29 protein-coding genes are annotated in these 25,628 nt (G+C 29.6%); 18 read left to right on the forward strand and 11 right to left on the reverse strand.

The features are described from left to right. The 3 genes from ABY863_RS05140 to ABY863_RS05150 all read right to left on the reverse strand — a co-directional run. A partial coding sequence (locus ABY863_RS05140; protein WP_372793195.1) for a hypothetical protein occupies window positions 1–308 on the reverse strand: 308 nt, incomplete at its 3' end. Window positions 309–579: 271 nt separating this feature from the next. Continuing rightward, a complete protein-coding gene (locus tag ABY863_RS05145) occupies window positions 580–1,374 on the reverse strand; it encodes a cation transporter (protein WP_372793196.1) in 795 nt (264 codons plus the stop codon). A gap of 258 nt (window positions 1,375–1,632) precedes the next feature. Beyond that, a complete protein-coding gene (locus ABY863_RS05150) occupies window positions 1,633–1,962 on the reverse strand; it encodes an antibiotic biosynthesis monooxygenase (protein ID WP_372793197.1) in 330 nt (109 codons plus the stop codon). 46 nt (window positions 1,963–2,008) lie between these two features. On the opposite strand from ABY863_RS05150, the gene mtaB reads away from it, so the two are divergent. From mtaB to ABY863_RS05180, 6 genes are all read left to right on the forward strand, one after another. Further along, complete coding sequence (gene mtaB, locus ABY863_RS05155; RefSeq protein WP_372793198.1) at window positions 2,009–3,346, forward strand: tRNA (N(6)-L-threonylcarbamoyladenosine(37)-C(2))-methylthiotransferase MtaB; 1,338 nt, start codon at window positions 2,009–2,011, stop codon at window positions 3,344–3,346. Between the two features lie 40 nt (window positions 3,347–3,386). After that, window positions 3,387–4,037 (forward strand): MarC family protein, encoded by a 651-nt coding sequence (locus tag ABY863_RS05160; protein ID WP_372793199.1) that lies wholly within the window; start codon window positions 3,387–3,389, stop codon window positions 4,035–4,037. After that, window positions 4,037–4,699 carry an alpha/beta hydrolase gene (locus ABY863_RS05165; RefSeq protein ID WP_372793200.1) on the forward strand — a complete coding sequence of 221 codons (663 nt, stop codon included), beginning with the start codon at window positions 4,037–4,039 and terminating at the stop codon, window positions 4,697–4,699. Before ABY863_RS05160 ends, ABY863_RS05165 begins: the two co-directional genes overlap by 1 nt. Before the next feature lie 71 nt (window positions 4,700–4,770). Beyond that, on the forward strand, window positions 4,771–5,688 hold the full coding sequence (locus ABY863_RS05170; RefSeq protein ID WP_372793201.1) for a lytic transglycosylase domain-containing protein: 918 nt from the start codon (window positions 4,771–4,773) through the stop codon (window positions 5,686–5,688). A gap of 26 nt (window positions 5,689–5,714) precedes the next feature. Beyond that, window positions 5,715–6,092, forward strand: a complete 378-nt coding sequence (locus tag ABY863_RS05175) for a TSUP family transporter (protein WP_372793202.1) — start codon at window positions 5,715–5,717, stop codon at window positions 6,090–6,092. A 40-nt stretch (window positions 6,093–6,132) separates the two neighbouring features. Further along, window positions 6,133–6,396: a DUF1456 family protein gene (locus ABY863_RS05180; protein ID WP_372793203.1), complete on the forward strand. Its 264-nt coding sequence runs from the start codon at window positions 6,133–6,135 to the stop codon at window positions 6,394–6,396. 70 nt (window positions 6,397–6,466) lie between these two features. Here the strand turns inward: ABY863_RS05180 and ABY863_RS05185 are convergent, their stop codons facing one another. From ABY863_RS05185 to ABY863_RS05220, 8 genes are all read right to left on the reverse strand, one after another. Beyond that, the gene (locus ABY863_RS05185) at window positions 6,467–7,402 is read right to left on the reverse strand and encodes an NAD(P)H-dependent flavin oxidoreductase (RefSeq protein ID WP_372793204.1); all 936 of its coding nucleotides are present in this window, start codon (window positions 7,400–7,402) and stop codon (window positions 6,467–6,469) included. 1 nt (window position 7,403) lies between these two features. Further along, the gene (locus ABY863_RS05190; protein ID WP_372793205.1) at window positions 7,404–9,554 is read right to left on the reverse strand and encodes a S8 family serine peptidase; all 2,151 of its coding nucleotides are present in this window, start codon (window positions 9,552–9,554) and stop codon (window positions 7,404–7,406) included. A 76-nt stretch (window positions 9,555–9,630) separates the two neighbouring features. After that, complete coding sequence (mnmA, locus tag ABY863_RS05195; RefSeq protein ID WP_372793206.1) at window positions 9,631–10,818, reverse strand: tRNA 2-thiouridine(34) synthase MnmA; 1,188 nt, start codon at window positions 10,816–10,818, stop codon at window positions 9,631–9,633. 139 nt (window positions 10,819–10,957) lie between these two features. Next, window positions 10,958–11,149 carry a cold-shock protein gene (locus ABY863_RS05200; protein WP_372793207.1) on the reverse strand — a complete coding sequence of 64 codons (192 nt, stop codon included), beginning with the start codon at window positions 11,147–11,149 and terminating at the stop codon, window positions 10,958–10,960. Window positions 11,150–11,254: 105 nt separating this feature from the next. Next, on the reverse strand, window positions 11,255–11,881 hold the full coding sequence (locus ABY863_RS05205) for a carbonic anhydrase (protein WP_372793208.1): 627 nt from the start codon (window positions 11,879–11,881) through the stop codon (window positions 11,255–11,257). A gap of 15 nt (window positions 11,882–11,896) precedes the next feature. Then, window positions 11,897–12,592 (reverse strand): toxin-antitoxin system YwqK family antitoxin, encoded by a 696-nt coding sequence (locus ABY863_RS05210; protein WP_372793209.1) that lies wholly within the window; start codon window positions 12,590–12,592, stop codon window positions 11,897–11,899. 18 nt (window positions 12,593–12,610) lie between these two features. Further along, a complete protein-coding gene (locus ABY863_RS05215; RefSeq protein ID WP_372793210.1) occupies window positions 12,611–13,051 on the reverse strand; it encodes a heme-binding domain-containing protein in 441 nt (146 codons plus the stop codon). Window positions 13,052–13,054: 3 nt separating this feature from the next. Beyond that, complete coding sequence (locus tag ABY863_RS05220; RefSeq protein ID WP_372793211.1) at window positions 13,055–14,041, reverse strand: DUF1028 domain-containing protein; 987 nt, start codon at window positions 14,039–14,041, stop codon at window positions 13,055–13,057. Window positions 14,042–14,104: 63 nt separating this feature from the next. Here ABY863_RS05220 and ABY863_RS05225 point away from each other — a divergent pair, with 63 nt between their 5' ends. The 12 genes from ABY863_RS05225 (at window position 14,105) to ABY863_RS05280 (ending at window position 25,620) form a co-directional block, all read left to right on the forward strand. After that, the gene (locus ABY863_RS05225) at window positions 14,105–14,260 is read left to right on the forward strand and encodes a hypothetical protein (protein WP_372793212.1); all 156 of its coding nucleotides are present in this window, start codon (window positions 14,105–14,107) and stop codon (window positions 14,258–14,260) included. Next, window positions 14,253–14,828: an adenylosuccinate lyase gene (locus tag ABY863_RS05230; RefSeq protein WP_372793213.1), complete on the forward strand. Its 576-nt coding sequence runs from the start codon at window positions 14,253–14,255 to the stop codon at window positions 14,826–14,828. Before ABY863_RS05225 ends, ABY863_RS05230 begins: the two co-directional genes overlap by 8 nt. 55 nt (window positions 14,829–14,883) lie before the next feature. Further along, a complete protein-coding gene (purB, locus tag ABY863_RS05235) occupies window positions 14,884–16,227 on the forward strand; it encodes an adenylosuccinate lyase (protein ID WP_372793214.1) in 1,344 nt (447 codons plus the stop codon). Beyond that, a complete protein-coding gene (locus ABY863_RS05240; protein WP_372793215.1) occupies window positions 16,228–16,599 on the forward strand; it encodes a hypothetical protein in 372 nt (123 codons plus the stop codon). Window positions 16,600–16,601: 2 nt separating this feature from the next. Further along, a complete protein-coding gene (locus ABY863_RS05245; RefSeq protein WP_372793216.1) occupies window positions 16,602–17,378 on the forward strand; it encodes a TerC family protein in 777 nt (258 codons plus the stop codon). 123 nt (window positions 17,379–17,501) lie between these two features. Further along, window positions 17,502–18,563 carry an AI-2E family transporter gene (locus ABY863_RS05250; protein WP_372793217.1) on the forward strand — a complete coding sequence of 354 codons (1,062 nt, stop codon included), beginning with the start codon at window positions 17,502–17,504 and terminating at the stop codon, window positions 18,561–18,563. A gap of 208 nt (window positions 18,564–18,771) precedes the next feature. Continuing rightward, window positions 18,772–20,082, forward strand: a complete 1,311-nt coding sequence (locus tag ABY863_RS05255; RefSeq protein WP_372793218.1) for a TolC family protein — start codon at window positions 18,772–18,774, stop codon at window positions 20,080–20,082. 53 nt (window positions 20,083–20,135) lie between these two features. Continuing rightward, window positions 20,136–21,218: an efflux RND transporter periplasmic adaptor subunit gene (locus ABY863_RS05260; protein ID WP_372793219.1), complete on the forward strand. Its 1,083-nt coding sequence runs from the start codon at window positions 20,136–20,138 to the stop codon at window positions 21,216–21,218. Between the two features lie 114 nt (window positions 21,219–21,332). After that, entirely contained in the window at window positions 21,333–24,524 is a 3,192-nt protein-coding gene (locus tag ABY863_RS05265) for an efflux RND transporter permease subunit (protein WP_372793220.1), read from the forward strand. A gap of 141 nt (window positions 24,525–24,665) precedes the next feature. Continuing rightward, complete coding sequence (locus ABY863_RS05270) at window positions 24,666–24,971, forward strand: hypothetical protein (RefSeq protein WP_372793221.1); 306 nt, start codon at window positions 24,666–24,668, stop codon at window positions 24,969–24,971. Between the two features lie 101 nt (window positions 24,972–25,072). Next, the gene (locus tag ABY863_RS05275) at window positions 25,073–25,258 is read left to right on the forward strand and encodes a DUF2892 domain-containing protein (RefSeq protein ID WP_372793222.1); all 186 of its coding nucleotides are present in this window, start codon (window positions 25,073–25,075) and stop codon (window positions 25,256–25,258) included. A gap of 29 nt (window positions 25,259–25,287) precedes the next feature. Next, entirely contained in the window at window positions 25,288–25,620 is a 333-nt protein-coding gene (locus ABY863_RS05280; RefSeq protein ID WP_372793223.1) for a hypothetical protein, read from the forward strand. The last annotated feature ends 8 nt before the right edge of the window (window positions 25,621–25,628 follow it).

Genomic DNA, 25,628 nt, shown 5'->3' on the forward strand with positions numbered 1-25,628 from the left:
CCTTTGTTATTGTAAAAATCAAAAGCACCATCAATTCCTCCAGTTTGCCATTTTCCTCTTTTCCATAAATCAACTCCAGGAATACTGTCAAACTCATAAGTTCCATCTTCTTTTAAAATCAAGAATCGCTCTTTATCAAACAATCCGTTTCTCTTTAGGAACTTTTTTGATTTAACTTTATGAGTTGAATAAACTCCAACAAACTCACTCGATATCTTGTCATTGGAGTTTGGAATTACAATTTTATACCAAAATTGAATTAATCCGTAACAAAAAATCGGAATTATTAAGAAAATCAATCCAGTCATTTTCAATTTTCTTGATTTTTTAATCAATCCAACTAATAAAATTATAATCGAAATAATCAATCCGACTATTCCGATAAATGACAAAATCATAAATATTAAACTTTCTAGCATATTTTTTCTCGGCTTGTGCCCAACGAGTTTTTATAAGATTTGTGCGACTGGAAAATCGGAGATTTTTCGGTTGTAGCAAATCGTTTGTTGAATGTTTGTCGGTTCGTTATTTTGTTTAAATGTAAGCATAAATTTTATGAGGTGTTGCTGCCAGTGCTTTTTATTTACTTAGTTTCAATATTCTAAATGCTCCTTGAATTACTAAAGCAAAAACAACAGCTCCAATGATCAAATCAGGTTTTCCGGAGTTCAACCAATTTACTAAAACTCCAGCTGAAATTACTCCTAAATTGATAATCACATCATTTGAAGTAAAAATCATACTAGCTTTCATATGTGCCTCATTTTTACTTTTAGATTTTTGCATTAAATACAAACAAATTCCGTTCGCAATTAGAGCAAAAATCGAAACAATAATCATTGTCGAAAAATCGGGAATTTTCTCGTCTCCAAAAAATCTTCTTAAAATTTCTCCAAATCCAATTATTGCAAGAATAATTTGAAAATACCCCGCAAGTTTAGCTATTCTTTTCTTTCGGATTAATGTTCCACCAACAGCAAAAAGACTTATTCCGTAGACGAAAGAGTCTGCTAACATATCTAAACTGTCAGCGACAAGTCCTATTGATTTTGAAATCATACCAGTTGCCATTTCAATAACAAAGAATGCGAAATTTATTCCGAGAACTGTCCAAAGTAATTTTTTTTGGTTTGAATGTTCTTCAAAATCAATTTGTTCGGTTTTCTCTGTAGATATTCTTTTTCCACCTAAATTTAATTCGTAAACTGATTTTTCGATTTGGTCAATTTGTCCTTTGTGAAAAACAGTTAATTTTCGATTTGGAATATCGAAATCAAGATTTTTTATACCTGAAATTCCGTCCAATTTCATTCGGATAAGATTTTCCTCAGAAGGACAATCCATTTTTGTTATTTCAAATATAGTTTTTTCCAATTAGTTAGTTTTTTTTCGGCATTGGCTGCAACTCCTTATTATTTAAACAACATATAATCCTTATCAATTAATATTATATGATAAAAGCATATTGTTACTATTTAAACTTATTTTGAAATTGCAATTTTTGATGTACTAAAATAGGTTTAATTCATTCAAAGAATTATGATATAAGTCATTTTGATTGAATTTGATATTTTGAATGTAAAAAGATTTAAAACTGCATTTAATTAAATGTCGTTTTCTTTTATCAAAAAATTAAAGATTCATACTTTCAAACCCATAATCTCGTTCAACTTTACTTATTCTTACTTTAAATTGTTTGTACCAAGTACTTCTTCCATTTTCTCTAGCTTCTGTATGCTCTAAATTGAGTTTCCAATGCTGAATTGCATTTAAACTACTCCAATAACTAACAGTAATTCCAAGTTCATTTCTAGCGGTCTCCATTCCTAAAAACCCTTCTTGTTTTTGAGCTAATTCAACCATTTTAGTTGACATAACGTTATAACCTCTATCATCTTCAGTTTTAATTGAAGTAAAAATCACTGCATAATAAGGCGGTTTTGGTGTAGTTGCAATCATCATTATAAAAATAAATTTCAGTACTTTTGCACCCGATAAATGTACAAGAATGAGCGCACAAAAAAAAGTCGCATTTTACACACTTGGGTGTAAACTTAATTTTTCAGAAACTTCTACCATAGCAAGAAACTTTCAAAACGAAGGTTTTGACCGTGTTGAGTTTGATGAAAAAGCTGATATATACGTAATTAATACCTGTTCAGTAACTGATAATGCTGATAAACGTTTTAAATCAATAGTGAAGTCGGCTTTAAAACAAAATGAAAATGCATTTCTAATTGCAATAGGTTGTTATGCCCAATTAAAACCTGAAGAGTTAGCTGCAGTTGATGGTGTTGATATGGTTTTGGGTGCTACAGAAAAATTTAAAGTAACCGATTACATCAACGATCTTTCTAAAAATGAAATGGGTGAAATTCACTCCTGTGAAATTGAAGAAGCTGATTTTTATGTTGGCTCTTATTCCATTGGAGATAGAACTCGTGCTTTTTTAAAAGTGCAAGATGGCTGCGATTATAAATGTACCTATTGTACCATTCCTTTGGCTAGAGGAATTTCTAGAAGTGACGAATTAGAAAATGTATTAAAAAATGCCAAAGAAATTTCAGCAAAAGGAATTAAAGAAATTGTATTGACGGGTGTAAATATTGGTGACTATGGTAAAGGTGAATTTGGAAATAAAAAACACGAACATACTTTTTATGAGTTAGTACAAGCTTTAGATACCGTTGAAGGAATTCATCGTTTACGGATTTCTTCCATAGAACCCAATTTATTAACCAACGAAACTATTGATTTTGTTTCTAAATCTAACAGTTTTGTACCACATTTTCATATTCCTTTGCAAAGTGGAAGTGACACGTTACTTAAATTAATGAAACGTCGTTATTTACGTGAAACGTATGATAATAGAGTTAATGCTATTAAAAAAGTAATGCCAAACGCCTGTATTGGTGTTGATGTAATTGTAGGATTTCCAGGTGAAACCGATGAACTATTCTTAGAAACTTACAATTATTTAAATGAGCTAAATATTTCCTATTTACACGTTTTTACTTATTCTGAAAGACCAAATACTGAAGCTTTTGAAATGGATGGAGTCGTTTCTCAAAAAGCCCGTTCAAAACGAAGCAAAATGCTGAGAGGATTGTCTGTTAAAAAGCGAAGAGCATTTTATGAAAGTCAGTTAGAAAATCAATTAACCGTTTTATTTGAAAGTGAAAATAAAGAAGGTTTTATTCATGGTTTTACAGAAAATTATGTAAAAGTTAAAACACCTTGGAATCCTGAATTGGTAAACACACTTCATCAAATTAAATTAACAAAAATTGATGAAGATGGAATTGTTCGCTTTGATTGGATAAATCAGCCTACTTTTGTAATTTAATACTAATTTCTATTTTATTAAATAAAATACATATTCTGAAATGATACCTGAAACTGATTTATATACGTTTGCACTACTAGTGTTCACTTCATTTTTTACCATCATAAATCCGTTAGGCACCATGCCAATATTTATGACCATGACTGCTTCCTTAAGCAAGGAGAGACGTAAACAAACTGCAAAAAAGGCAACATTAGTGGCCTTTTTTACCATACTTGCATTCGCTTTTTCAGGTCAAATTTTATTTAATTTTTTCGGTATATCTGTAAACAGTTTTAGAATTGTTGGTGGAGTTATATTCTTTACCATGGGTTGGGATATGTTGCAAGCCAGATTAGGAAGTTTTAAACATACTGATGATGAAAATAAAATTGATGCTTATATAGAAGACATTTCTATTACTCCACTAGCAATTCCTATGATTTGTGGTCCAGGAGCCATCACAAATGCTATTATATTAATGGAAGATGCTTCTAAAATGGAACAAAAAGTTGTCTTAATTTTAGTAATTGCACTGATGTTATTATTAACCTATTTAATTTTAGTTGGTGCAAGTAAAATTACCGAAAAATTGGGTTCAACGGGTAATAAAGTGATGATGCGATTAATGGGGTTAATTGTAATGGTAATTGCCGTAGAATTCTTCTTCAGTGGTTTAAAACCTATTATTTTAGAAATCATAAATAGTTAATGGAAAATTCTAAAACACATATTTACTTTATTCCTGGATTAGCTGCAAGTTCAAAAATATTTGAATATCTGGAATTTCCTGAAGATAAATTTGAACTTCACTTTATAGAATGGTTAATGCCTTTATCTAAAAAAGAATCCCTTTGTGATTACACAAAAAGAATGGCTCATTTAATAACCGAAAAAAATCCCGTTTTAGTTGGAGTTTCATATGGAGGCATTATTGTGCAGGAAATGAGTAAACACTTATTACCTAAAAAGGTAATCATTATTTCTAGTATAAAATCAAATAAAGAACTGCCTAAACGTTTAAGAATTATTCAGAAAACTAAAATTTATAAATTATTTCCTACCTATGCAATTACAAATATTGAAGGTTTTTTTAAATATACTTTCGGTGATTTTGCTAAAAAAAGGGTAAAGTTGTATAAAGAATATCTTTCTGTTAGAGATGCTGACTATTTAACTTGGGCTATTTATAATGTATTACATTGGAAACAAAAAAAACCTCTAGATAATATAGTTCACATTCATGGTGATAATGATCATATTTTCCCTATAAAGTATATTAAAAATTGTATAGTTATAAAAAAAGGAACCCATATAATGGTGCTTAATAAAGCAAAAACTATCAGTAAAATAATTATTGATTCACTTAATTAAGTGTTAAATCACTTTTAGACTTTTAGTTGCATCAAAATAATTTGTAATTTCACCAGTATAAAACTACTACTATGGACAAATCAATCAAAATATTAGGATTAATAGCAATTATATCAGTAAGTTCCATATTCATTTTTGGAGTTAAATCAGATAGTTTAAAAAAAGTGCTAAATAGTGATAAAAACACAAGTGAATACTATCAAATTAAAGCATTACAGATTCCTGAAAATTTAGATTTTGCAGGTGAACGTGTGCCACTTGAAAAGCCCGACATTAAAGAACGAATAGATAAAGAATTATTGGTAAACACCTATTGGCAATCTAATGGGTTACTCTTAATTAAAAGAGCTAATAAATATTTCCCTATTATTGAACCAATTTTAAAGAAAAATGGAATTCCAGATGATTTTAAATATTTAGCGGTTATTGAAAGTGGGTTACAAAATGTAATATCTTCTGCCGGAGCAACTGGTTTTTGGCAAATAATGCCTGAAACTGCTAAAGAAAACAAATTAGAGGTAAATTCAAATGTTGATGAGCGATACCATATTGAAAAGTCAACAGAAGTTGCATGTAAATATTTGAATAAAGCAAAAAATCGTTTTGGAAATTGGACACTTGCTGCAGCATCTTACAATGCTGGAATGGCAGGTATTTCAAATAAACTGGAAGCTCAATATGTTTCAGATTATTATGATTTATTAGTTGCTGATGAGACTAAAAGGTATTTACCAAGAATAATTGCGATAAAAGAAATTCTTTCAAATCCAGAAAAATATGGTTTTCTTTTTGAGAAAGAAGATTTATACCATGAAGTTCCAACCAAAATAATAGAAGTTGATACTACAATTACAAATATTGCTAGTTTTTCTAAAAATTTAGGCATTAATTATATGGTTCTAAAACTACATAATCCTTGGTTACGTGAAAATACGTTAAACAACAGTTCAAAAAAACTATACGAGATTAAAATTCCTGAAAATATCTAAAAAATATAAAAACTCAACTTGTGAAAATGACTTTAACAACAATAATTACATTAATTATAATTGGATTAATGGCAGGAATTTTAAGTGGGTTGGTTGGTGTTGGAGGTGGAATTATTATGGTGCCCCTTTTTGTTATCTTTTTAGGATTAACACAACACAACGCTCAAGGATTAAGTTTAGCTGTTATGCTTCCTCCTGTAACTTTTTTAGCTGTTTACAATTATCATACTGCTGGTACTGGAGGTAATATTGATTGGAGAATAGCCCTAACTGTTTCTGTTTTGTTTATAATTGGTGGCTTTATTGGTTCTAAAATAGCACTTCAAATTGATCAACGAATACTTAAAAAAATATTTGGGGTTTTTATGTTAATCGTAGCCATTAAATTAATATTTACAAAATAATTTAAATCTTCTTTCCATCTAAATATATTACATTTGCACTATGGGACTAACAAATAATGATGTTTTAAAAAAATTACGTGTAGCACTAAAATTACGTGATGATGATATTGTGAAAATATGCGCTTTGGTAGACTTTCAAATTACTAAAAGTGAGTTAGGTGCATTGTTTAGAAAAGAAGACCACGAAAAATATATGGAATGTGGAGATCAGTTTTTACGAAATTTTTTAAACGGATTGGTGATACATTTAAGAGGTCCAATGCCTCCAAAAGGGGCCAAACCAATAGACCTAAAGAATAAATAACAAAAAAGACGAAACAAGATGTTTCGTCTTTTTTGTTAAAAGTAAATATGTTTAATAAAATAGCAACTATCTAACAAAAGGATTTTTTCACCATATTAAACTCATTTATAATTTCTTCTACTATTTCTGCAGCAGGCTTTATCACATGAATTAATCCCGCAATTTGTCCTACTTCCAATTCTCCGTTTACTAAATCACCTTCAAACATTCCTTTTTTCGCTCTACCTCTACCCAACTTTTCTCTTAACTCATCAACTGTTGGTTTGCTTTTATATAATTCTTGTAATTCATTATAAAACTGATTTCTAATTAAACGAACAGGCGCTAATTCTTTTAACGTTAATTGAGTATCTCCATCCTGAGTTTTTATAACTTCATTCTTAAAGTTTATATGTGCAGAAGATTCATTACTAGCTACAAATCTGCTTCCTATCTGAACACCATCAGCTCCCAAAACCATAGCCGCCAACATACCTCTTCCTGTTGCAATACCTCCTGCAGCAATTAACGGAATCTTTAATTTTTCTTTTACCATAGGAATCAGTGCAAACGTAGTTGTCTCTTCTCTTCCGTTATGCCCTCCAGCTTCAAAACCCTCAGCAACAATGGCATCTACTCCAGCTTCTTCCGATTTTATAGCGAATTTTACACTGCTTACCACATGAACAACTGTAATCCCTTTTTCTTTTAAATAAGATGTCCAAGTTTTAGGATTTCCTGCAGAAGTAAATACAATTTTAACACCTTCATCAATAATTATTTGTATAATTTCTTCAACATTGGGATATAACATTGGTATATTAACTCCAAAAGGTTTATTGGTCGCTTTTTTACATTTTTGAATATGTTCTCGTAATACTTCTGGATACATAGAACCTGCACCAATTAAGCCTAAACCACCTGCATTACTAACTGCAGAAGCTAGCTTCCAACCACTGTTCCAAACCATACCAGCTTGTATCATTGGGTATTTAATACTAAAAAGTTCAGTAATCCTATTTTTCATTTTAATTTTTGAGGAGTTTAATAGTTTTTAAGGTATCATTATATTTTACTTGTACCATATACAACCCTTTTGATAAATAAGAAATATCTATTGAAGGATTATTTTTATATACTAAACTAGAATGCACATTTTTACCTAATAAACTGAAAATATTTACTTCTATTTCATTAATTTCATTAGGAAAACTAAAATTAAGTTTGTTTTTTGTTGGATTGGGATATATATTAATAACACTTTCAAAAGCTATCTCTTTTGAAAAAATGCCTTCACAAGCAACACTTGTTTTAACTTCTATTAAATCCCCTTTATTTACCTTAATTTCAAATTTAGTATTTACTGTTTGCATTATTTCTTTTTCATTTAGAAACACTGTAAAAGGCGCAGTTCCTTTTTTAATCACTATGGATGCTTTATTAAATGAAACAGTTGCATCAGCCACAATTACTTCTCCTTCAATAACCTCTACATCAAAACATTGCACAAATGTTTGTCCTGTAACTGAAATACAAACCGTATAAATAGCTGGAGGTAAATCTAAGGCAAGTACATTATCTGTATTATCAAACGTATAATTTACACCATTAATTGTTGTTGTATAATTATAGGGTGCCGTTGCAGCTATTGAAATTTGCCCATTATCTTTACCTGGGCAGGTTTCACTTGTAACTGTAATGTTAAAATTATTTGGAAGTAGCGTAAAACAACCTGAAGCATCAACATTACTTCCCTGTGGTGTATCTGGGCATAAATCAAAAGCATTTAATACTCCATCACCATCAAGGTCATTTATATCATAAATTGTTTTAAAATCAGGAATTCCATAGCCTTCTTGTGCTGTTGGACTTACATATATATGTGCAGATTCTTTTACCATTTGTGTGATTTCTGCATTTGTTTTGGAAGGAAAAGCCTGCCATAAACAAGTAATAACCCCCGTAAGAACAGGTGAAGAAAATGAAGTTCCATTGGAAGTTGCAATATTTCCTGCAGCATTTATTACATAAACACTCGCGCCCTGAGCACAAACATCTGGTTTTATTCTACCATCAGAAGTTGGTCCATAAGAACTAAAAGCCGCAATTACACCTGAAGCATTTACTGCCCCAATACTTAAAACAGAAGCTGCATCAGCTGGAGCACCAATATAATGCCAAGCCTTGTCTCCATCGTTTCCTGCAGAATTTACCACAATCATTCCTCGAGAAAAAGCAATTTCAGCTCCCCTAGAAATAAACGCTGTTTTTCCATCCATATCTGCATATGTATGGTTATAATTTGGATTGTCAAAAGTTGTATAACCTAATGATGTGTTTATAACATCAACACCTAAACTATCAGCCCTTTCCGCAGCTTCAACCCATAAGCTTTCTTCTAAAGGTGTTTCATTTACGCTATCTTCAGAAATAAACAAATAAAAATTTGCGTCAGGTGCTGTTCCTATAAATTGATTATCAATATAACCTGCAATCGTTGATAAAACAGACATTCCATGATAATAGCCAGTATAAAAGTTAGTGTTTCTATTTACAAAATCGTATCCTCCTAAAATTTGATTGTTATCTCTAATACGTTGAAAAGCTGCAAAATTATCTACATTAGGAAACCCTGCATCAATAATGGCAATTTGCATTCCTTCGCCTGTGAAATTATTTTGATGCAACACCTGTCCTTTTAGCATTTCAATTTGATTTGCTGCATTACCATAATTAAATTCAGTAGTAAACTCTAAATTTTTATTCTTAGGAATCATTTTTGACTTTATGATACTTTTACCACCAGCATTTAATGATTTATTAGCATATTCAACCTTTTCAACAAAACTTAAACCTAAATTTAATAAATTATCTATATCGGTTTGCGTTCCTCGTATATGCAAAGCATTCAACCACTTAGACCTTGCTTTTATAGTTATACCTATTGCATTTTTGATTTGAAGCACATAAGATGCCTCAATAGGTATATCTTTATAATCTAATGAAATATTATAACGAATTCTTCTATCCAACGCTCTTTGAGTAAGCATTGTTAAAGGAGAATTAGTAAATGTAGTTTCACTTGGTTTATCTTTGAAATAAATCCAAGCATCTTCAACTTGAGCAAATACTTGAGCTAGCGAAAAAAACAAAATAAATGTCAGTAATTTTCTTTTCAAAATAATTAATTTAAGGGGTTTAATTTCAAAATTACTGATTTTTTATTTAAAATTTCATTTTAAAAAATATTAAATATTAAGCAATTACACCTGAACCTATTAATTCATCTTCTAAATACCAAGCAACAAATTGGCCTTCTGTAATAGCTGTTTGTGGGTTTTTAAATTGAACATACATTCCTTTCTCAACTTTATACAGTGTTGCTTTTTCTAATTTTTGACGATATCTAATACGGCTTTTAACTTCCATTGACTCACCGTTTTGAAGTGTAAAATCTTTTCGAATCCAATGTATTTCTTCGTTAGTTACAAATAATGTATTTCTATACAATCCCTTATGTAATTTTCCTTCACCTGCATAAATAACATTTTCAACAACATCCGTTTCAATAACAAATAATGGTTCTTTCATTCCTCCTACTGCCAAACCTTTTCGTTGTCCTTTTGTAAAATAATGAGCTCCCTGATGTTTTCCAACAACTTTTCCATCAACTACATTATACTTGTATTTTGTTGAAAAGAATTCCAATTCAGCTTCTTTGTCAGCAAATTCTGGAATTGTTCTATCAAATATTTCTGAATCTTGAGATATTCTAACAATAACACCTTCTTTAGGTTTTAATTTTTGTTGTAAAAATTCAGGTAAACGCACTTTTCCAATAAAACATAAACCTTGAGAATCTTTCTTTTCAGCAGTAATTAAATCTTGCTCTGCTGCAATTTTACGAACTTCTGGTTTTGTTAATTCCCCTATTGGAAATAAAGCCTTTGATAATTGTTGTTGAGATAACTGACATAAAAAATACGATTGATCTTTATTAATGTCTGCACCAGCCAATAATTTATAAACTTTTTCTTCTTTAATTTCTTCTTCTCCTTTTCTGCAATAATGACCTGTTGCAACAAAATCAGCTCCTAATTCTTCAGCAATTTTCAAAAAAACATCAAATTTTATTTCTCTGTTACAAAGTACATCTGGATTTGGTGTTCTTCCTTTTTCATATTCATTAAACATATAATCTACAATACGTTCTTTGTATTGTACACTTAAATCAACTACTTGAAAAGGAATCCCTAATTTGTCTGCAACTATCATTGCATCATTACTATCTTCCAGCCAAGGACATTCGTTTGAAATAGTTACAGAATCATCATGCCAATTTTTCATAAATAAGCCAATAACTTCATAACCTTGTTCTTTTAACAAATAGGCTGCAACACTACTATCTACTCCTCCTGAAAGACCTACAATTACTCGTTTCATTTTAAATTTTTTAGGGTGCAAAGTTACTGATTCATTTTATATCAATTGCACTTAGTTTTTATTTTTATATTTAATTTAAAATCATAAAAAAAGCCTATCAATTATGATAGGCTTTACATTATAAAAAGGTAAGTATATATTATATAACTTTTACGTTTACGCAATTTAATCCTTTTTTTCCTTCTGCTAAATCGAATTCAACTTCATCGCCTTCGCGAATTTCATCGATTAATCCAGAAATGTGCACAAAATGTTCTTTGTTCGAACCTTCTTCAGTGATGAATCCAAATCCTTTGGCATCGTTGAAAAATTTTACTGTTCCTTTACTCATTGTTAAAATATTTAATTATTGTTTATCTAATAACAAATGTAATGCCAAAAATTTAATTTCCCTAATTATTTTCATATCAATCAATTAATTTAAAAAAAATAATAATTAAGATAGATGATATATTTCCATAATATCCTTTAAAATTTTATCAAAATCTATTTTAAGATCAATTAATTCACCTGAATGTATATCCCAAACCCAACCGTGAACTGTTATATTTCGTTCTCTAAAAGCCTTTTGAACATCTGATGTTTTAAGGACATTCACACATTGCTCTTGTACATTTAGTTCTACAAGTCTGTTGTACTTTTCCTCTTCATTTTGTATTGAATTAAGTTCATCCTTATGCAATCTGTATACATCTCGTATATTTCGTAACCAAGGGTTTAACAATCCTAAATCTTCCGATTGCATTGCAGCTTTCACTCCACCACAATAATAATGACCACAAACTACCACATGTTTCACTTTAAGGTGAGTTACTGCATAATTTATAACAGACATTGCGCTTAAATCAGTATTAGGAACCATATTCGCAATATTTCTATGCACAAATACTTCTCCTGGCTGAACACCCATTAATTCTTCAGATGAAACACGGCTGTCTGAACATCCAATATAAAGAATTTCAGGATTTTGCCCCTCTGAAAGATTTTTAAAATAGTCTTTATCAACTTCAAGTTTCTTAACAATCCATTTTTGGTTGTTCTCAAAAATTCTACTTATGTCCAAATTTTAATTTTTTAGTTAGTAATTAAGTAATTGCTTTTCTTTATCAAAATTTTCTGGTTTGCCATTTTCAAAAAATTCCCACTTGCCCACTTTTACATCATCTTCATAATCGCCCCAAAATATCAATTTCCCTTCAATATTGTAATATTTTGCAGCACCATAAAGTTTCCCATTTTCATAATTTAAATCATCTAATAAAACATTATTATCTGCATAGCGTTTTAAATTTCCATGTAATTTTCCATTTTTATAATGAGAAATTTCTGTTACGTTACCTTTTAAATAAAAGGTTTTAGATTCACCATTTAAAATTCCATCTTCATAATTTTCTTCTGATAAAATTGATTTTCCGTCTGGATGAAAATAAACCCATTTACCAACTCTATCTTTACCTTTCATTTCACCTTCACTTTCTAAAACACCTTTTTCAGTAAAAAACTGAATGGTAGCTTGATTGCTATTTTTTGAGAAAGTTTTAATTGCTGTTGGATGATCTGAGCTTAAAGCACTGTAATAGCTGAAAATTCCAACTTCTTTTCCTGCTTCAAACTGACCTTGATATCTAATTCGGTTATTATTATAATATTTTTTCCAGACTCCAATTCTTTCACCATTTGAATTCAATTGATTTATTTTTTCTTGGGCATATATAGATTGAAATCCTATAAGAAAAAGTAAAAAAACTGAATAAATAGATTGATGAATTTTCATTATTTAAATTTTATATAACTAGTACTCCGAAGGAATTGTGTTTACCCAATTTAACAAAGTTTCATATTGAGCTTCTGTCATTTTAGCATCATTATGAATCCATAAATAGCTTTCTAAAGGCATTCCTTGTTTTTTTAATTCTTTTTTTATGTCTTTTAAAATATGGTTTTTCTGATCTTTATTATAGGCTGCCCATTCTGAAAAATTTAAATGTTCTTTTCCTTCATTCACATGTTGTGCTAAAAACCACGATACTGGAGCAACTTCACTATACCAAGGATAAACTGTAGTGTTTGAATGACAATCTGCACATGATGTTTTTATAATTTCATTTACATTATTAGGAATTTGCATAACTGTTGAAATTCCATAAGTTTCATCATTTGAAGTGTTTTTTTCAGGACGTATAAATTGTATTAAAATAATTAAAGCTAAAATTCCAAATAGTACTTTTTTCATTTTTTATAATTTTAGTATTTCTTCTAATTGTTTATCATTAATTGTCAATAACTTAGCTTTTATCAATCGAGGTGTTAGTGTTTTCCAATGACTATCTTGTTTAAATATTTCCTTAAAAATTGTTTTAGCTTCAACCAACTCTCCATTATTTGCCAAAGTTACGGCATACCAGTATTTCATTTCTAAATTATCTGGATTTAATTTTTGAGCATTCATATAATGCTCTTTTGCCAACACATTATTTCCTGTTTCAACCGCTAAATCTCCTTGATTCATATATTCATAAGCAGTATGAATTGTTAATAATCTTCTCATTTCTTTTAAAGGGTTTTTATTGTCTTCAACTCTCAAATCAACCACTTTATCTTCCCAACTATTCCCCGTGCTCTTCCCTTTAACGACTAAAATGGCTACAGATTGTTTACCTCTAATATCTCCACCTTCATTTTGAGCTGCTTCCATAGCGAGTAACATTCGCTCTGCTAAACTACCTGTTGAATTTTTAAAAGCTTCAGCCATTGCTGGCCAAACTGTATTCTTCTCCATTAAATTAGCTTGTACTGAAAAATTATTACCAACAATGTGCCCTGCTGCTTCAATACAATTTTTACCTGTAGAAGCTGCTACATTTCCATAAACATCTAAAATTGCTAACTGACGAACATCCCTGCCCTCATCCAATTCTAACAAAGTTTGCACTGCTAATTTTGGTGGTAAACCATTTTCAAGTAAACTTAAACCTCTTGATCCAAATGAAGGATTTATAAACGATTGTGTAGCTACAACACCAACACCTGCTTTTCCCCAAGTTACTAAACTACCTACAGAAAACCAGTGAGACTGCACTGCAACTCCCATATCACCCGTAACAGTATCTCTTGCTACAATAGAAAAAGTATGTGCAAAAGGTTCCTTTTTAGAATACACTTGCTGTGAATTTCCTTGAAAATTCATAATTAATGTCAAAAATATTACATAAAATAATTTCATGATTTACTAATTTTAAAAATTAAAGATACTATTCTTTTCATATATTTATTAAAATTTTAATTTATGAATATTTCAAATTTTTGGTTTTACACAATTATGATTCTTGTTATTGGCCATGTAATTGCTGGTTTTGTATATTTATTGTATAAGTTATCTCCCAAAAAAAAGGATAATAAAAACAAAGACGTGGACCAAAACGAAGACCAAAATAGTGCATGAGTCTAAAACATATTTAATTAAACAACTTAATAACATAGAAAATGCCAAACGTATAAATCGTTTACGAGTTGCAAATATAGTACTACAAAACCATGAGCTTTTTAGGTACTTACTTGAATTAGTTTTTGAAATTAATAACAAACTATCTATAAAAGCTGCTTGGGTTTTAGAATTTGTTTTGTTTGAAAAGCTAGATTGGTTAGCTCCACACTTAAATTATTTTACTGAAAATATTAGTAAAGTTAAATTTGATAGCGCTGTACGACCAATTTCTAAAATTTGTGAATTTTTAGCGAAAGCTTATACTTCAAAAAATAATTCAATTATAAAGGCTGAAATCAATTCAAACCATATTGATAAAATCATTGAAGCAGCTTTTGATTGGTTAATAGAAAACCAAAAAGTAGCCGTTAAAGTATATTCTATGGAACTATTATTTCTCTTTGGAAAAAATAAAGATTGGATACATAAAGAATTACATTTAATTATACAGCAAAATATAACAAATGAAAGCGCTGCATATCATGCTCGTGGAAAGAAAATTTTAAGTTGGATTAACAAGAAATAAATCTGTTAATTTAGGTTTATTTCATTAATTTTGTCACTAATTACAAAACTAAAAAATGTCTTTAACAATTTTAAATGCCATATCTCCAATTGATGGTAGATACAGAAACAAAGTAGAAAGTTTAGCACCGTTTTTCTCAGAAGAAGCCTTAATTAAATATAGAGTAAAAGTAGAAATTGAATATTTTATTGCGTTATGTGAAATCCCGCTTCCGCAATTAAGTAAATTTAACACAGCGCTTTTTGATGAATTAAGATCCATTTACAGAAACTTTTCATCCGCTGATGCTCAAAAAATTAAAGACATTGAAGCTATTACTAACCACGATGTAAAAGCTGTTGAATACTTTATCAAAGAAAAATTTGACATTCTTAAATTACAAGAATATAAAGAGTTTATTCACTTCGGATTAACTTCACAAGACATCAACAACACAGCAACGCCACTATCTATAAACGATGCTTTTGATGTTGTTTATTATCCTGAATTAGCTACACTTATAGAAAAATTGAGACAATTGGCAACCGCTTGGTCTGATGTGCCTATGTTAGCACGTACGCATGGGCAACCAGCATCACCAACCAGATTAGGAAAGGAAATTTTTGTTTTTGTTGAACGTATTGAGCAACAAGTAAAGCAATTACAAAATATACCTTACGCAGCTAAATTTGGAGGCGCAACAGGAAATTTTAACGCACATAAAGTTGCATATCCGAATATTGACTGGAAAGCTTTTGGGACTCATTTTGTAGAAAAAGTATTAGGATTACACCATTCTTTTCCTACTACGCAAATAGAACATTATGATCATTTAGCAGGTATTTTTGATGCTTTAAAACGTATAAACAATATTTTAATTGACTTTAATAGAGATATGTGGACCTATGTTTCTATGGAGTATTTTAAACAAAAAATAAAAGAAGGTGAAGTTGGTTCTTCTGCAATGCCACATAAAGTAAATCCAATTGATTTTGAAAATTCAGAAGGAAATTTGGGTATGGCCAATGCTATTTTTGAACATTTATCTGCTAAATTACCTATTTCAAGATTACAACGTGATTTAACCGATTCAACAGTATTAAGAAATGTTGGTGTTCCCTTTGGTCATACAATTATTGCATTTGGTTCTACGTTAAAAGGGTTGAATAAATTATTAATTAACAAAGAGAAATTTGCAGAAGATTTAGAAAATAACTGGGCAGTTGTTGCAGAAGCTATTCAAACAATACTAAGAAGAGAAGGATATCCTAATCCGTATGAAGCTTTAAAAGGATTAACACGAACGAATGCTAAAATTACTCAAAAATCTATGGCAGATTTTATTGAAAGTTTAGAAGTTTCAAATACTATTAAAGAAGAGCTAAAAGCAATAACACCAAGTAATTATACAGGAATTTAAATGAAAAAAATCATAACAATATTCGTTTTATTAATATCCGTAGTATCATGTAAAAATGACGAGTTAAATCCTGATCGTTTTAAAACAGGCACTTTTGAAATTCCAGAAGGCAAAGGATATGAAAAAACGATTATTACGAGACAAGATTCACTTCAGATTGAAAAATATGAAGACAAAATAGATACATTATCAATTAGTTGGAAAGACAATTTTAATTACACGTTAAAAATGATAAATCCAAAAACTGCAATTGATGAAGATCCAATTCATATAAAAATTACACGTATTCAGAAAGATTCTTATGAGTTTGAGGCCGTAATTGGACATTCAAATTATGTGCAAAAAGGAAAATTGATTAAAACAACTAATTAAAAATGGAAATATTCTTACATGCTGATACATGGGTAGCATTATTAACACTTACATTTTTAGAAATTATATTAGGTATTGATAATATTATTTTTATATCAATAACTGCAGGTAAATTACCCAAAGACCAAATTAAAAAAGCCACTAGATTAGGATTATTACTAGCACTATTTTTTAGAATTATTTTATTAATGGGTGTTTCTTGGTTGATATCTATGAAAGCTCCTTTTTTAAGTTTTGATTTGTCATGGTTTAAAGGAGGAATTACAGGTCAAAGTGTAATTTTAATTTTAGGTGGAATCTTTTTATTATACAAAAGCACCAAAGAAATTCACCATAAGGTTGAAGGAAATGAAGAAACAGAAAGTGATTCAAAATCTGTAAAAAGTAAAGTTGCAGCAACTTTTGGTATGGTAATCATTCAAATAGTAATGATTGATATCGTTTTCTCCTTCGATTCTGTATTAACAGCTGTTGGTATGACTAACGGAATCCCAGGAGCACTAATTATAATGGTTACAGCAGTAATTATTTCAATGATAATTATGATGATTTTTGCAACACCTGTAGGTGAATTTGTCAACAAACATCCAACAATTCAAATGTTAGCATTGTCTTTTTTAATATTAATTGGATTTATGTTAATTACTGAAGGTGCACATTTATCTCACATCGAAATTTTTAATAAACCTGTAGGAGCAATTCCTAAGGGCTATTTATATTTTGCCATTGCTTTTTCATTAGGTGTTGAAGCTTTAAACATGAAAATTAGAAAGAAATAAATAATCTTATTTAGTAACTAATTTTACTATAATAATTTAATGAAACAAATATAACACTGCTATAAAAATCCCACAAATGTGGGATTTTTCTTAGTACATTTGCAAAGTGATATTCAGAAACTTATGAACGAACGTAAAACAACAAACATATTATTATTGGTAATTGTAATTCCATTAATTTTTTATTTATTAAAAACATTAAGCTTTATACTTATTCCATTAACAGCTTCTTTGTTTATTGCTTTGCTGTTTTTGCCATTAATGAGATGGTTAACAAAACGAAAAATTCCAAATTTTATAAGTATTATTCTTGTACTACTCATCTTTGTAGGAGCCATGCTAGTTGGTGGTGAAATAATAAAATTAGCTAGTAAAGAAATAATACAAACCCAAGACGCATTTTTTACAAAAGCACAAATTAAATTGACTGATTTAGTATATGCTATTGAAGATTTTTTAGGTGTGAAATATATGAATGATGGTAATCTTTTAAACATATTTATTAATAAAGATGATTTTGGAAAAAACTTTAGCTCTACGCTAGGTTTAATAGGCAATACTGTAACTATGTTATTAATGACTGCATTTTTTGTTGTTTTATGGTTAGCTGAATCTCTAAATTTTTACAACGTTTTAAGTGGCACTATTTTTAAACAAAAATATGCATCCGTTAAAACATTTATGAAAATAGAAAATGATTTAATAACATTTGTAAAAGTAAAATTTTTAGTAAGTGCATTCACGGGATTAGGTTTTGGACTTGCGTGCTACTTTTTTAATGTTAGTTTTCCAATATTTTGGGGGCTATTTGCATTTCTTTTGAATTTTATTCAAATGATAGGCTCTGTAGTTTCTGTTGTTATATTAGCTTTATTTGCCTTTGTAGAATTGGATCCAACAAGTACATTATTATTTTTTATTATAACTATTACGCTGGTACAAGTTTTATTTGGTAGTATTTTAGAGCCAATTTTAATGGGTAAATCCTTTTCTATTAATGTAATTGCTATTTTAGTTTCATTAATGCTTTGGGGATATATCTGGGGAGTTCCAGGTTTAATAATGTCAATTCCAATTACTGTTTTTTTAAAAATCATTTTCGAACAATTTCCTCAAACAAAATTATTTTCAACATTACTTTCAGGAAATTCAGGTCAAATTCATTTTTCAAAACTTAAAAAATAAAAAATTCTTTCTTAAAAGCTTTTTAATATTATTTTTTTGTTATAAATTTAATATAACTCTTAAATAAATTGAGTTTTCTTAAAAAATTAGGCGTATTTATCTATTTTTTTAAATTTAATGTAGTAAATGTTACATAAGTGTGTGCTATTTATTACTGTTTAGGTTTGAAACCTCAATTACATTTGCACGAAACTAAAAAACAAAAACTATGCAAATTAAAAGTAGCTTTATTCTCCTATTTTTCATTTTTAATCTTTTGATTGTTAATGCACAACAAGAAAAAATAATTTCTTTTGACGAAGTTTTAAATCAGGTTGAAAAGAACAATTATACCCTTAAAATTTCTGAACAAGATAATACGGTTGCAAAGGCAGATTACAATCAAACCAATTCTGTTTTTTTACCTAATATCACAGTTTCTCATACAGGAATTACAACTACAAATCCTTTAATGGCATTTGGTTCAAAACTAAATCAAGAAATTTTAACGCAGGCCGATTTTAATCCTGCATTGCTAAATGACCCAAATGAAATAAAAAATTTCGCAACAAAAATTGAAATTCAACAACCCATATTTAATGCAGACGGGATATTTATGCGTAAAGCTGCTAAATCAAAAATGAACGCAGTTGAATTACAATCATCAAGAACTGCAGATTATGTAAAACTAGAAGTTACTAAAGCATATATGCAATTACAAGTTGCTTATAAAGCTGTTGAAGTACTTGAAAAAGCAAAAGAAGCTGCTTTAGAAAACAAAAAAATAGCCGATAACAACTTCAAGCAAGGTTATATGCAAAAAGCAGATATCCTTTCAGTTGAAGTGCATTTAACTGAAGTAGAAAATCAATTATTAACTACAAAAAGTAACGTAAAAAATGCTTCAGACTATTTATTGTTTCTTATGGGAGAAAATAATGAAGCTACTCTAAAACCATCAACAAATCTTGAAGCACTTATAAATTTAAGTATTTATGACGAGCAACTTTCAGTAAACAGAGCTGATATTGAAGCTATGCAAAAAAGTACTGAAGCCTACACAAATATGCATAAAGCTAACAAAATGAGTTATTTACCAAGATTAAATGCTTTTGGAAGTTATGAAATGTATGATGATCAATTATTTGGAACAGATGCGAAAGGCTATTTAGTTGGCGCTCAACTATCTTGGAATGTTTTTGAAGGATTTAAACGTATTGGAAAAACTCAAAAAAGTAAAGCTGAATTAGACAAAGCTGAGTTAAGTTTAGATCAATACAAAAATAAAAGCCAGTTAGAGTTTAACAAAGCAAAGCGTGATCTTAAAGATGCTGAAAATAAATTAAAGCTCACCAGTTTAGCCGTTGAACAATCAAATGAAGCTTTAAGAATTAGAACAAATAGATTTGAACAAGGATTAGAAAAAACCTCAGATTTGTTAATTTCCGAAACTCAATATTTACAAAAACAGTTAGAATATTTACAAACCGTTTTTAACTACAACTATACAAAAGCTTACGTAGCATTTTTAACAAAATAACTTATTATATAGACATCAAACTTTTTGAATATACTTTTTAAATTACTAAAAAAATGAAAAAAATATTAAAAATAATAGCAATAGTATCCTTAATTTTCACAAGTAGTTGTGGAAAAGAAAAAGCTGCAATAGTAGATAATAGAACTGCAGTAAATGTAATCGTGAGCACACCAACTACAAAAAACAGTTCGTTTATTTCTGCTAGTGGAAAAGTGGAAGCTGTACAAAACGCAAACCTAAGTACACGTATGATGGGTTATGTAAATAATATTCAAGTGAATGTTGGTGATAAAGTAACCAAAGGGCAATTATTAATAAGCATTAATAGTGCAGATATTACGGCACAAAAAGCACAAGTAACTGCTTCAATTTTAGAAGCAACTGCCGCATTTAAAAATGCTGAAAAAGATTACAATCGGTTTACTGCTTTACTAAAAGAAAATAGCGCATCACAAAAAGAAGTGGATGATATTACTGCTAATTATGAAATGTCTAAAGCGCGTTTAGAGGCTGCCAATCAAATGAAAAACCAAGTAAATGCTCAATTATCATATTCAAATATTACAGCGCCATTTAGTGGTGTTATTACAGGTAAATTTGTAAATAAAGGTGATATGGCAAACCCTGGAATGCCTTTAATTAGTATGGAAACGCCAGGTAACTATCAAATAATTTCTATGATTCCTGAATCTGAAATTACTTCCATAAGAAAAGATATTGATGTAACTGTAATTGTAAAATCTACAAATCAAGTAATAACAGGTAAAGTCACTGAAGTTAGTACATCTGCAAAAAATACTGGAGGACAATATTTAGTAAAAGTACTTTTAAATAAAACGGATGTAAAATTACTTTCAGGCATGTTCACATCTGTACAATTTCCTATTGAAAAAAATACGGAATCTAAAAATGAAACAAGTTTAGTTTTAGTTCCTCAAAGTGCTTTAATTCAACAAGGACAATTAACTGGAGTTTACACTATTGGAAATGAAAATGTTGCCATTTTAAGATGGTTACGAATCGGAAAAACTTTCGGAAATCAAGTTGAAATATTGTCTGGCTTATCAGCAGATGAGCAATACATTGTTTCTGCTGATGGTAAATTGTATAACGGAGCTAAAGTTAGTATTCAGTAAACTAAAATTTGCGTTAGGGATAGCAGTGGAAATACTTTTTTTTGTAAAAAAAGATTGAAACGAATAGCCCGACCCTGTTTTTTTTAACAGGGTAACGCCCAAAAATATAAAATTATGCAAGAAGGTATATCAGGTAAAGTAGCCAATATTTTTATTAACTCTAAATTAACCATTTTATTAATGGTGGCGTTGATGGCAATTGGTATTTATAGTTCGTTTTTGATTCCAAGAGAAGAAGAACCGCAAATTATTGTTCCAATGGCCGATGTTTTGGTTGGTTATCCGGGTGCAAGTCCAACAGAAATTGAAAGTCGTGTTGTAAAACCATTAGAAAAAATTATTTCAAATATAAAAGGTGTTCAACACGTGCATAGTATTGCTATGAGCGGACAATCTATGATGATTGTGCAGTTTTATGTAGGTGAAAATACAGAAGATTCATATGTGAAATTATACGATGAATTAATGAGACACCAAGGAATGTTTCCTCCAGGTGTTACGCAACCTTTAATAAAAACACGCTCTATTGATGATGTTCCTGTACTTGGACTTACTTTTTGGAGTGAAAATTATGATGATTTTCAAATTAGACAAATTGCTGAAGAAGTGGTTTCTGAAATTGAAAAAGTAAAAGATGTATCTATAACTCAAGTAATTGGAGGTAGAAACCGCCAGTTAAAAGTGGTGCTTGATAAAGATAAAATGGCAGAAAATGGTGTAGATGCACTTGGTATTATGCAACTAATACAAGCCAATAATAGCAGCTCGCAATCTGGAAGTTTTTTATCTGGTGATCAGGAATATTTAATTACTACTGGTAAATTTTTAACTTCTGCTGAAGATGTAAATAATTTAGTGGTAGGTGTTTACAAAAATATGCCTGTATATTTAAAACAAGTAGCAGAAATACAAGATGGCCCTTCAACACCATCAAATTATGTTTCTTTTGGTTATGGAAAAGGAAATGAAAAGTTTGCTAAAAACCCAGGGGAATATTCAGCTGTAACACTCTCAGTTGCTAAAGTAAAAGGGGCTGATGCCATGAAAATCTCTAAAAAGATTTTAGATAAAGTTGATCAATTAAAACTAAATCTAATTCCTTCAGATGTTCAGGTAAGTGTTACTAGAAACTATGGAGAAACTGCTTCTCATAAAGTTGGTGAATTATTATTGCACTTAGGTGTCGCAATTTTAGCAGTAACAATATTAGTTATGTTAGCTATGGGGTGGCGTGGTGGATTGGTCGTATTTTTCTCTGTTCCTCTAACATTTGCTTTAACATTATTTAGTTATTATTTATTGGGTTATACTTTAAATAGAATTACGCTTTTTGCCTTGGTTTTTGTAGTAGGAATTGTAGTTGACGACAGTATAATTATTGCAGAAAATATGCATCGACATTTTAAAATGAAACGATTGCCTTTTAAACAAGCTGCTATTTACGCTATTAATGAAGTAGGAAACCCAACAATTTTGGCAACCTTTACTGTAATTGCTGCAATTTTACCAATGGCTTTTGTATCAGGTATGATGGGACCTTATATGAGTCCAATGCCAATTGGAGCTTCTATTGCAATGATACTTTCTTTATTTGTAGCATTAACAGTAACTCCTTATTTAGGATATCATTTATTGCAAGAAAAAGATGAACAAGCGCATAAAGAAGAGAAAGGTCTAGAATCTGGATGGATTTATAAAATCTACAAAAAAACAGAACAACCACTTTTAGATAGCAGCAAAAAACGATGGGTAATGTTAGGGATTACTGGAATCTTATTAATTGGTTCTATACTAATGTTTTTTACAAAATCTGTAGCAGTAAAAATGTTACCTTTTGATAACAAAAATGAATTTCAGGTTGTAATTGATATGCCTGAAGGTACTACTTTAGAAAGAACTGCAGTTATAACAAAAGAAATTGCACAATATTTATCCACTGTACCTGAAGTGGTAAATTATCAAAACTACATTGGTACTTCTGCACCTATCACATTTAACGGATTGGTTCGTCATTATGATATTCGTGGAGGAAGTAATATGGCTGATATTCAAGTTAACTTATTACCAAAAGGAGAACGAGATTTACAAAGTCATGATGTAGCAAAAATAGTTCGAAAAGAAATTCAAAAGATTTCAAAAAAATACAATGGAAATGTAAAATTAGTTGAAGTTCCACCAGGACCACCTGTTTTATCTACACTTGTAGCTGAAGTTTATGGCCCTGATTATAAAGAGCAAATTAAAGTTGCATACCAAGTTAAAGAAATATTAGAAAATACTACTGATGTTGTTGATATTGATTGGATGGTTGAAGATATTCAAATTGAATATAAACTGGAAGTTGATAAAGAAAAAGCAATGTTAAATGGAATTGCACCACAACAAGTAGTTGCTAATTTAACGTATTTATTAAAAGAATATCCTATTTCATATTTATACGACGAAAATTCTTTTGATCAAGTTGATATCGTTTTATCTATAACAGATGCTGACAAAACTAGTTTACAAGATATTCAAAATATAAAAATTAAAGGAAATCAAGGGAATTTGGTTCCTATAAGTGATTTGGTGAGTATAAAACAAGATACATTACAAAAAACCATTTTCAGAAAAGATCAAAAACAAGTAGTTTATATTACTGCTGATATGGCTGGCGGATTAGAAAGTCCAGTATATGCAATCTTAGGAATGAAAGAAAAATTAGAAAAAATAAAACTCCCTAAAGGTTATAAATTAAACGAATTGTACCTAGAACAACCATCAGATGAAAGTGATTTTGCCATAAAATGGGATGGAGAATGGCAAATTACTTTGGAAGTTTTTAGAGACTTAGGAACAGCATTTTTAGTGGTTATTATTATTATTTATATGTTGATTGTAGGTTGGTTCCAAAACTTTAAAACACCAATGGTAATGATGCTCGCTATACCGCTTTCATTAGTGGGAATTGTATTAGGCCACTGGTTATTTGGTGCGTTTTTTACTGCAACTTCATTTATTGGAATGATTGCTTTAGCTGGTGTAATGGTTCGGAATTCGGTATTATTAATTGACTTTATTGAAATTCGTTTAAATGATGGAATTCCTTTAAAGCAAGCAATAATTGATGCTGGTGCTGTACGAACCACTCCTATTTTATTAACAACAGGAGCTGTTGTTATTGGAGCTTCAATTATATTGTTTGACCCTATTTTTCAAGGATTAGCAATTTCATTAGTTGCTGGTGCCATAGTTTCAACATTGCTAACGCTTATTGTGGTTCCAATGATTTATTATATGAGTGAGAAAAAGAAATGGGAAAAATAAAAATATTATTATAAATAATAATGTCTCATTCAGTGAAGTTGAAATATACTAGTAAATAAAATATTAGATTTTCAACTTCACTTGAAATGACATTTTAAAAAAAGTTAATAAACCTATAGATTAACCTATAAAAAACAACTTATGAAATTACTTATGATAACGGCAATTGAAGTATTTGAAAAAGATATCAAATTTTTACTGAAAAAAGCTGCAATTACTCATTTTTCCTATTCAGATGTAAAGGGATATAGAGATTTAACTCAAGAATCAGTTGGAGATAATTGGTTTGCAAGTGAAATGAACGAAAGTCAATCTATTATATTCTACGCATTTGTACCAAAAGAAAAAGCAGATGATTTATTTAATTCGGTAGCCGAATTTAACAAACAACAAAGAACTTTATCTAAAGTACATATTGTTGTTTTAAATATTGAAAAATCAAACTAACATAAATATTATGAAACAAGCATGTTAAACTTTTTCTCACTCAAAGGAATGATTAATAGCGAACAGCATGTGACTATAAATAAAACAATAAATATATACACATGAAACAAAGAATTGTAAGAGCAGTAGCGGGAACATTTATTTTAATTAGCTTAATTCTTGCCGTAAAAGTAAATATTAACTGGTTATGGTTTACCGCTTTTGTGGGTGCCAATTTATTACAATCTTCCATAACGAAATGGTGTTTAATGGAAGTAATATTAAAAAAATTAGGCGTAAAAGATTAATTTCTTTTTGTAATATTGCAGCTTAAAGTATGTCTAAAATTAAGCTACATATTCATCAGTTTATTTCAATTGTATTAATTACAATTGTATTGCTGCCTTTTGCAATACAATTTTCCCATGCTTTTGAAAAACATGAACATTCAGTTTGTAATGCTCAAAATGTAGTTCACTTACATCAGCATAAAACTGACTGTTCAATTTGTCATTATCAAATAAATTTCAACACAATTGACTTTTCCACAAATTTTATTTTAGCTTCAGCTATTATTATTGTAGAAAAAAATTACACAACTGAAGATCAAGACTCTTCAATTAAACTTCATTATAAATCCTCTCGAGCACCACCTGTTTTATTGTTGTAATAAAAAAT

The organism is Lutibacter sp. (assembly GCF_041562875.1).
Classification (GTDB): Bacteria; Bacteroidota; Bacteroidia; order Flavobacteriales; family Flavobacteriaceae; genus Lutibacter.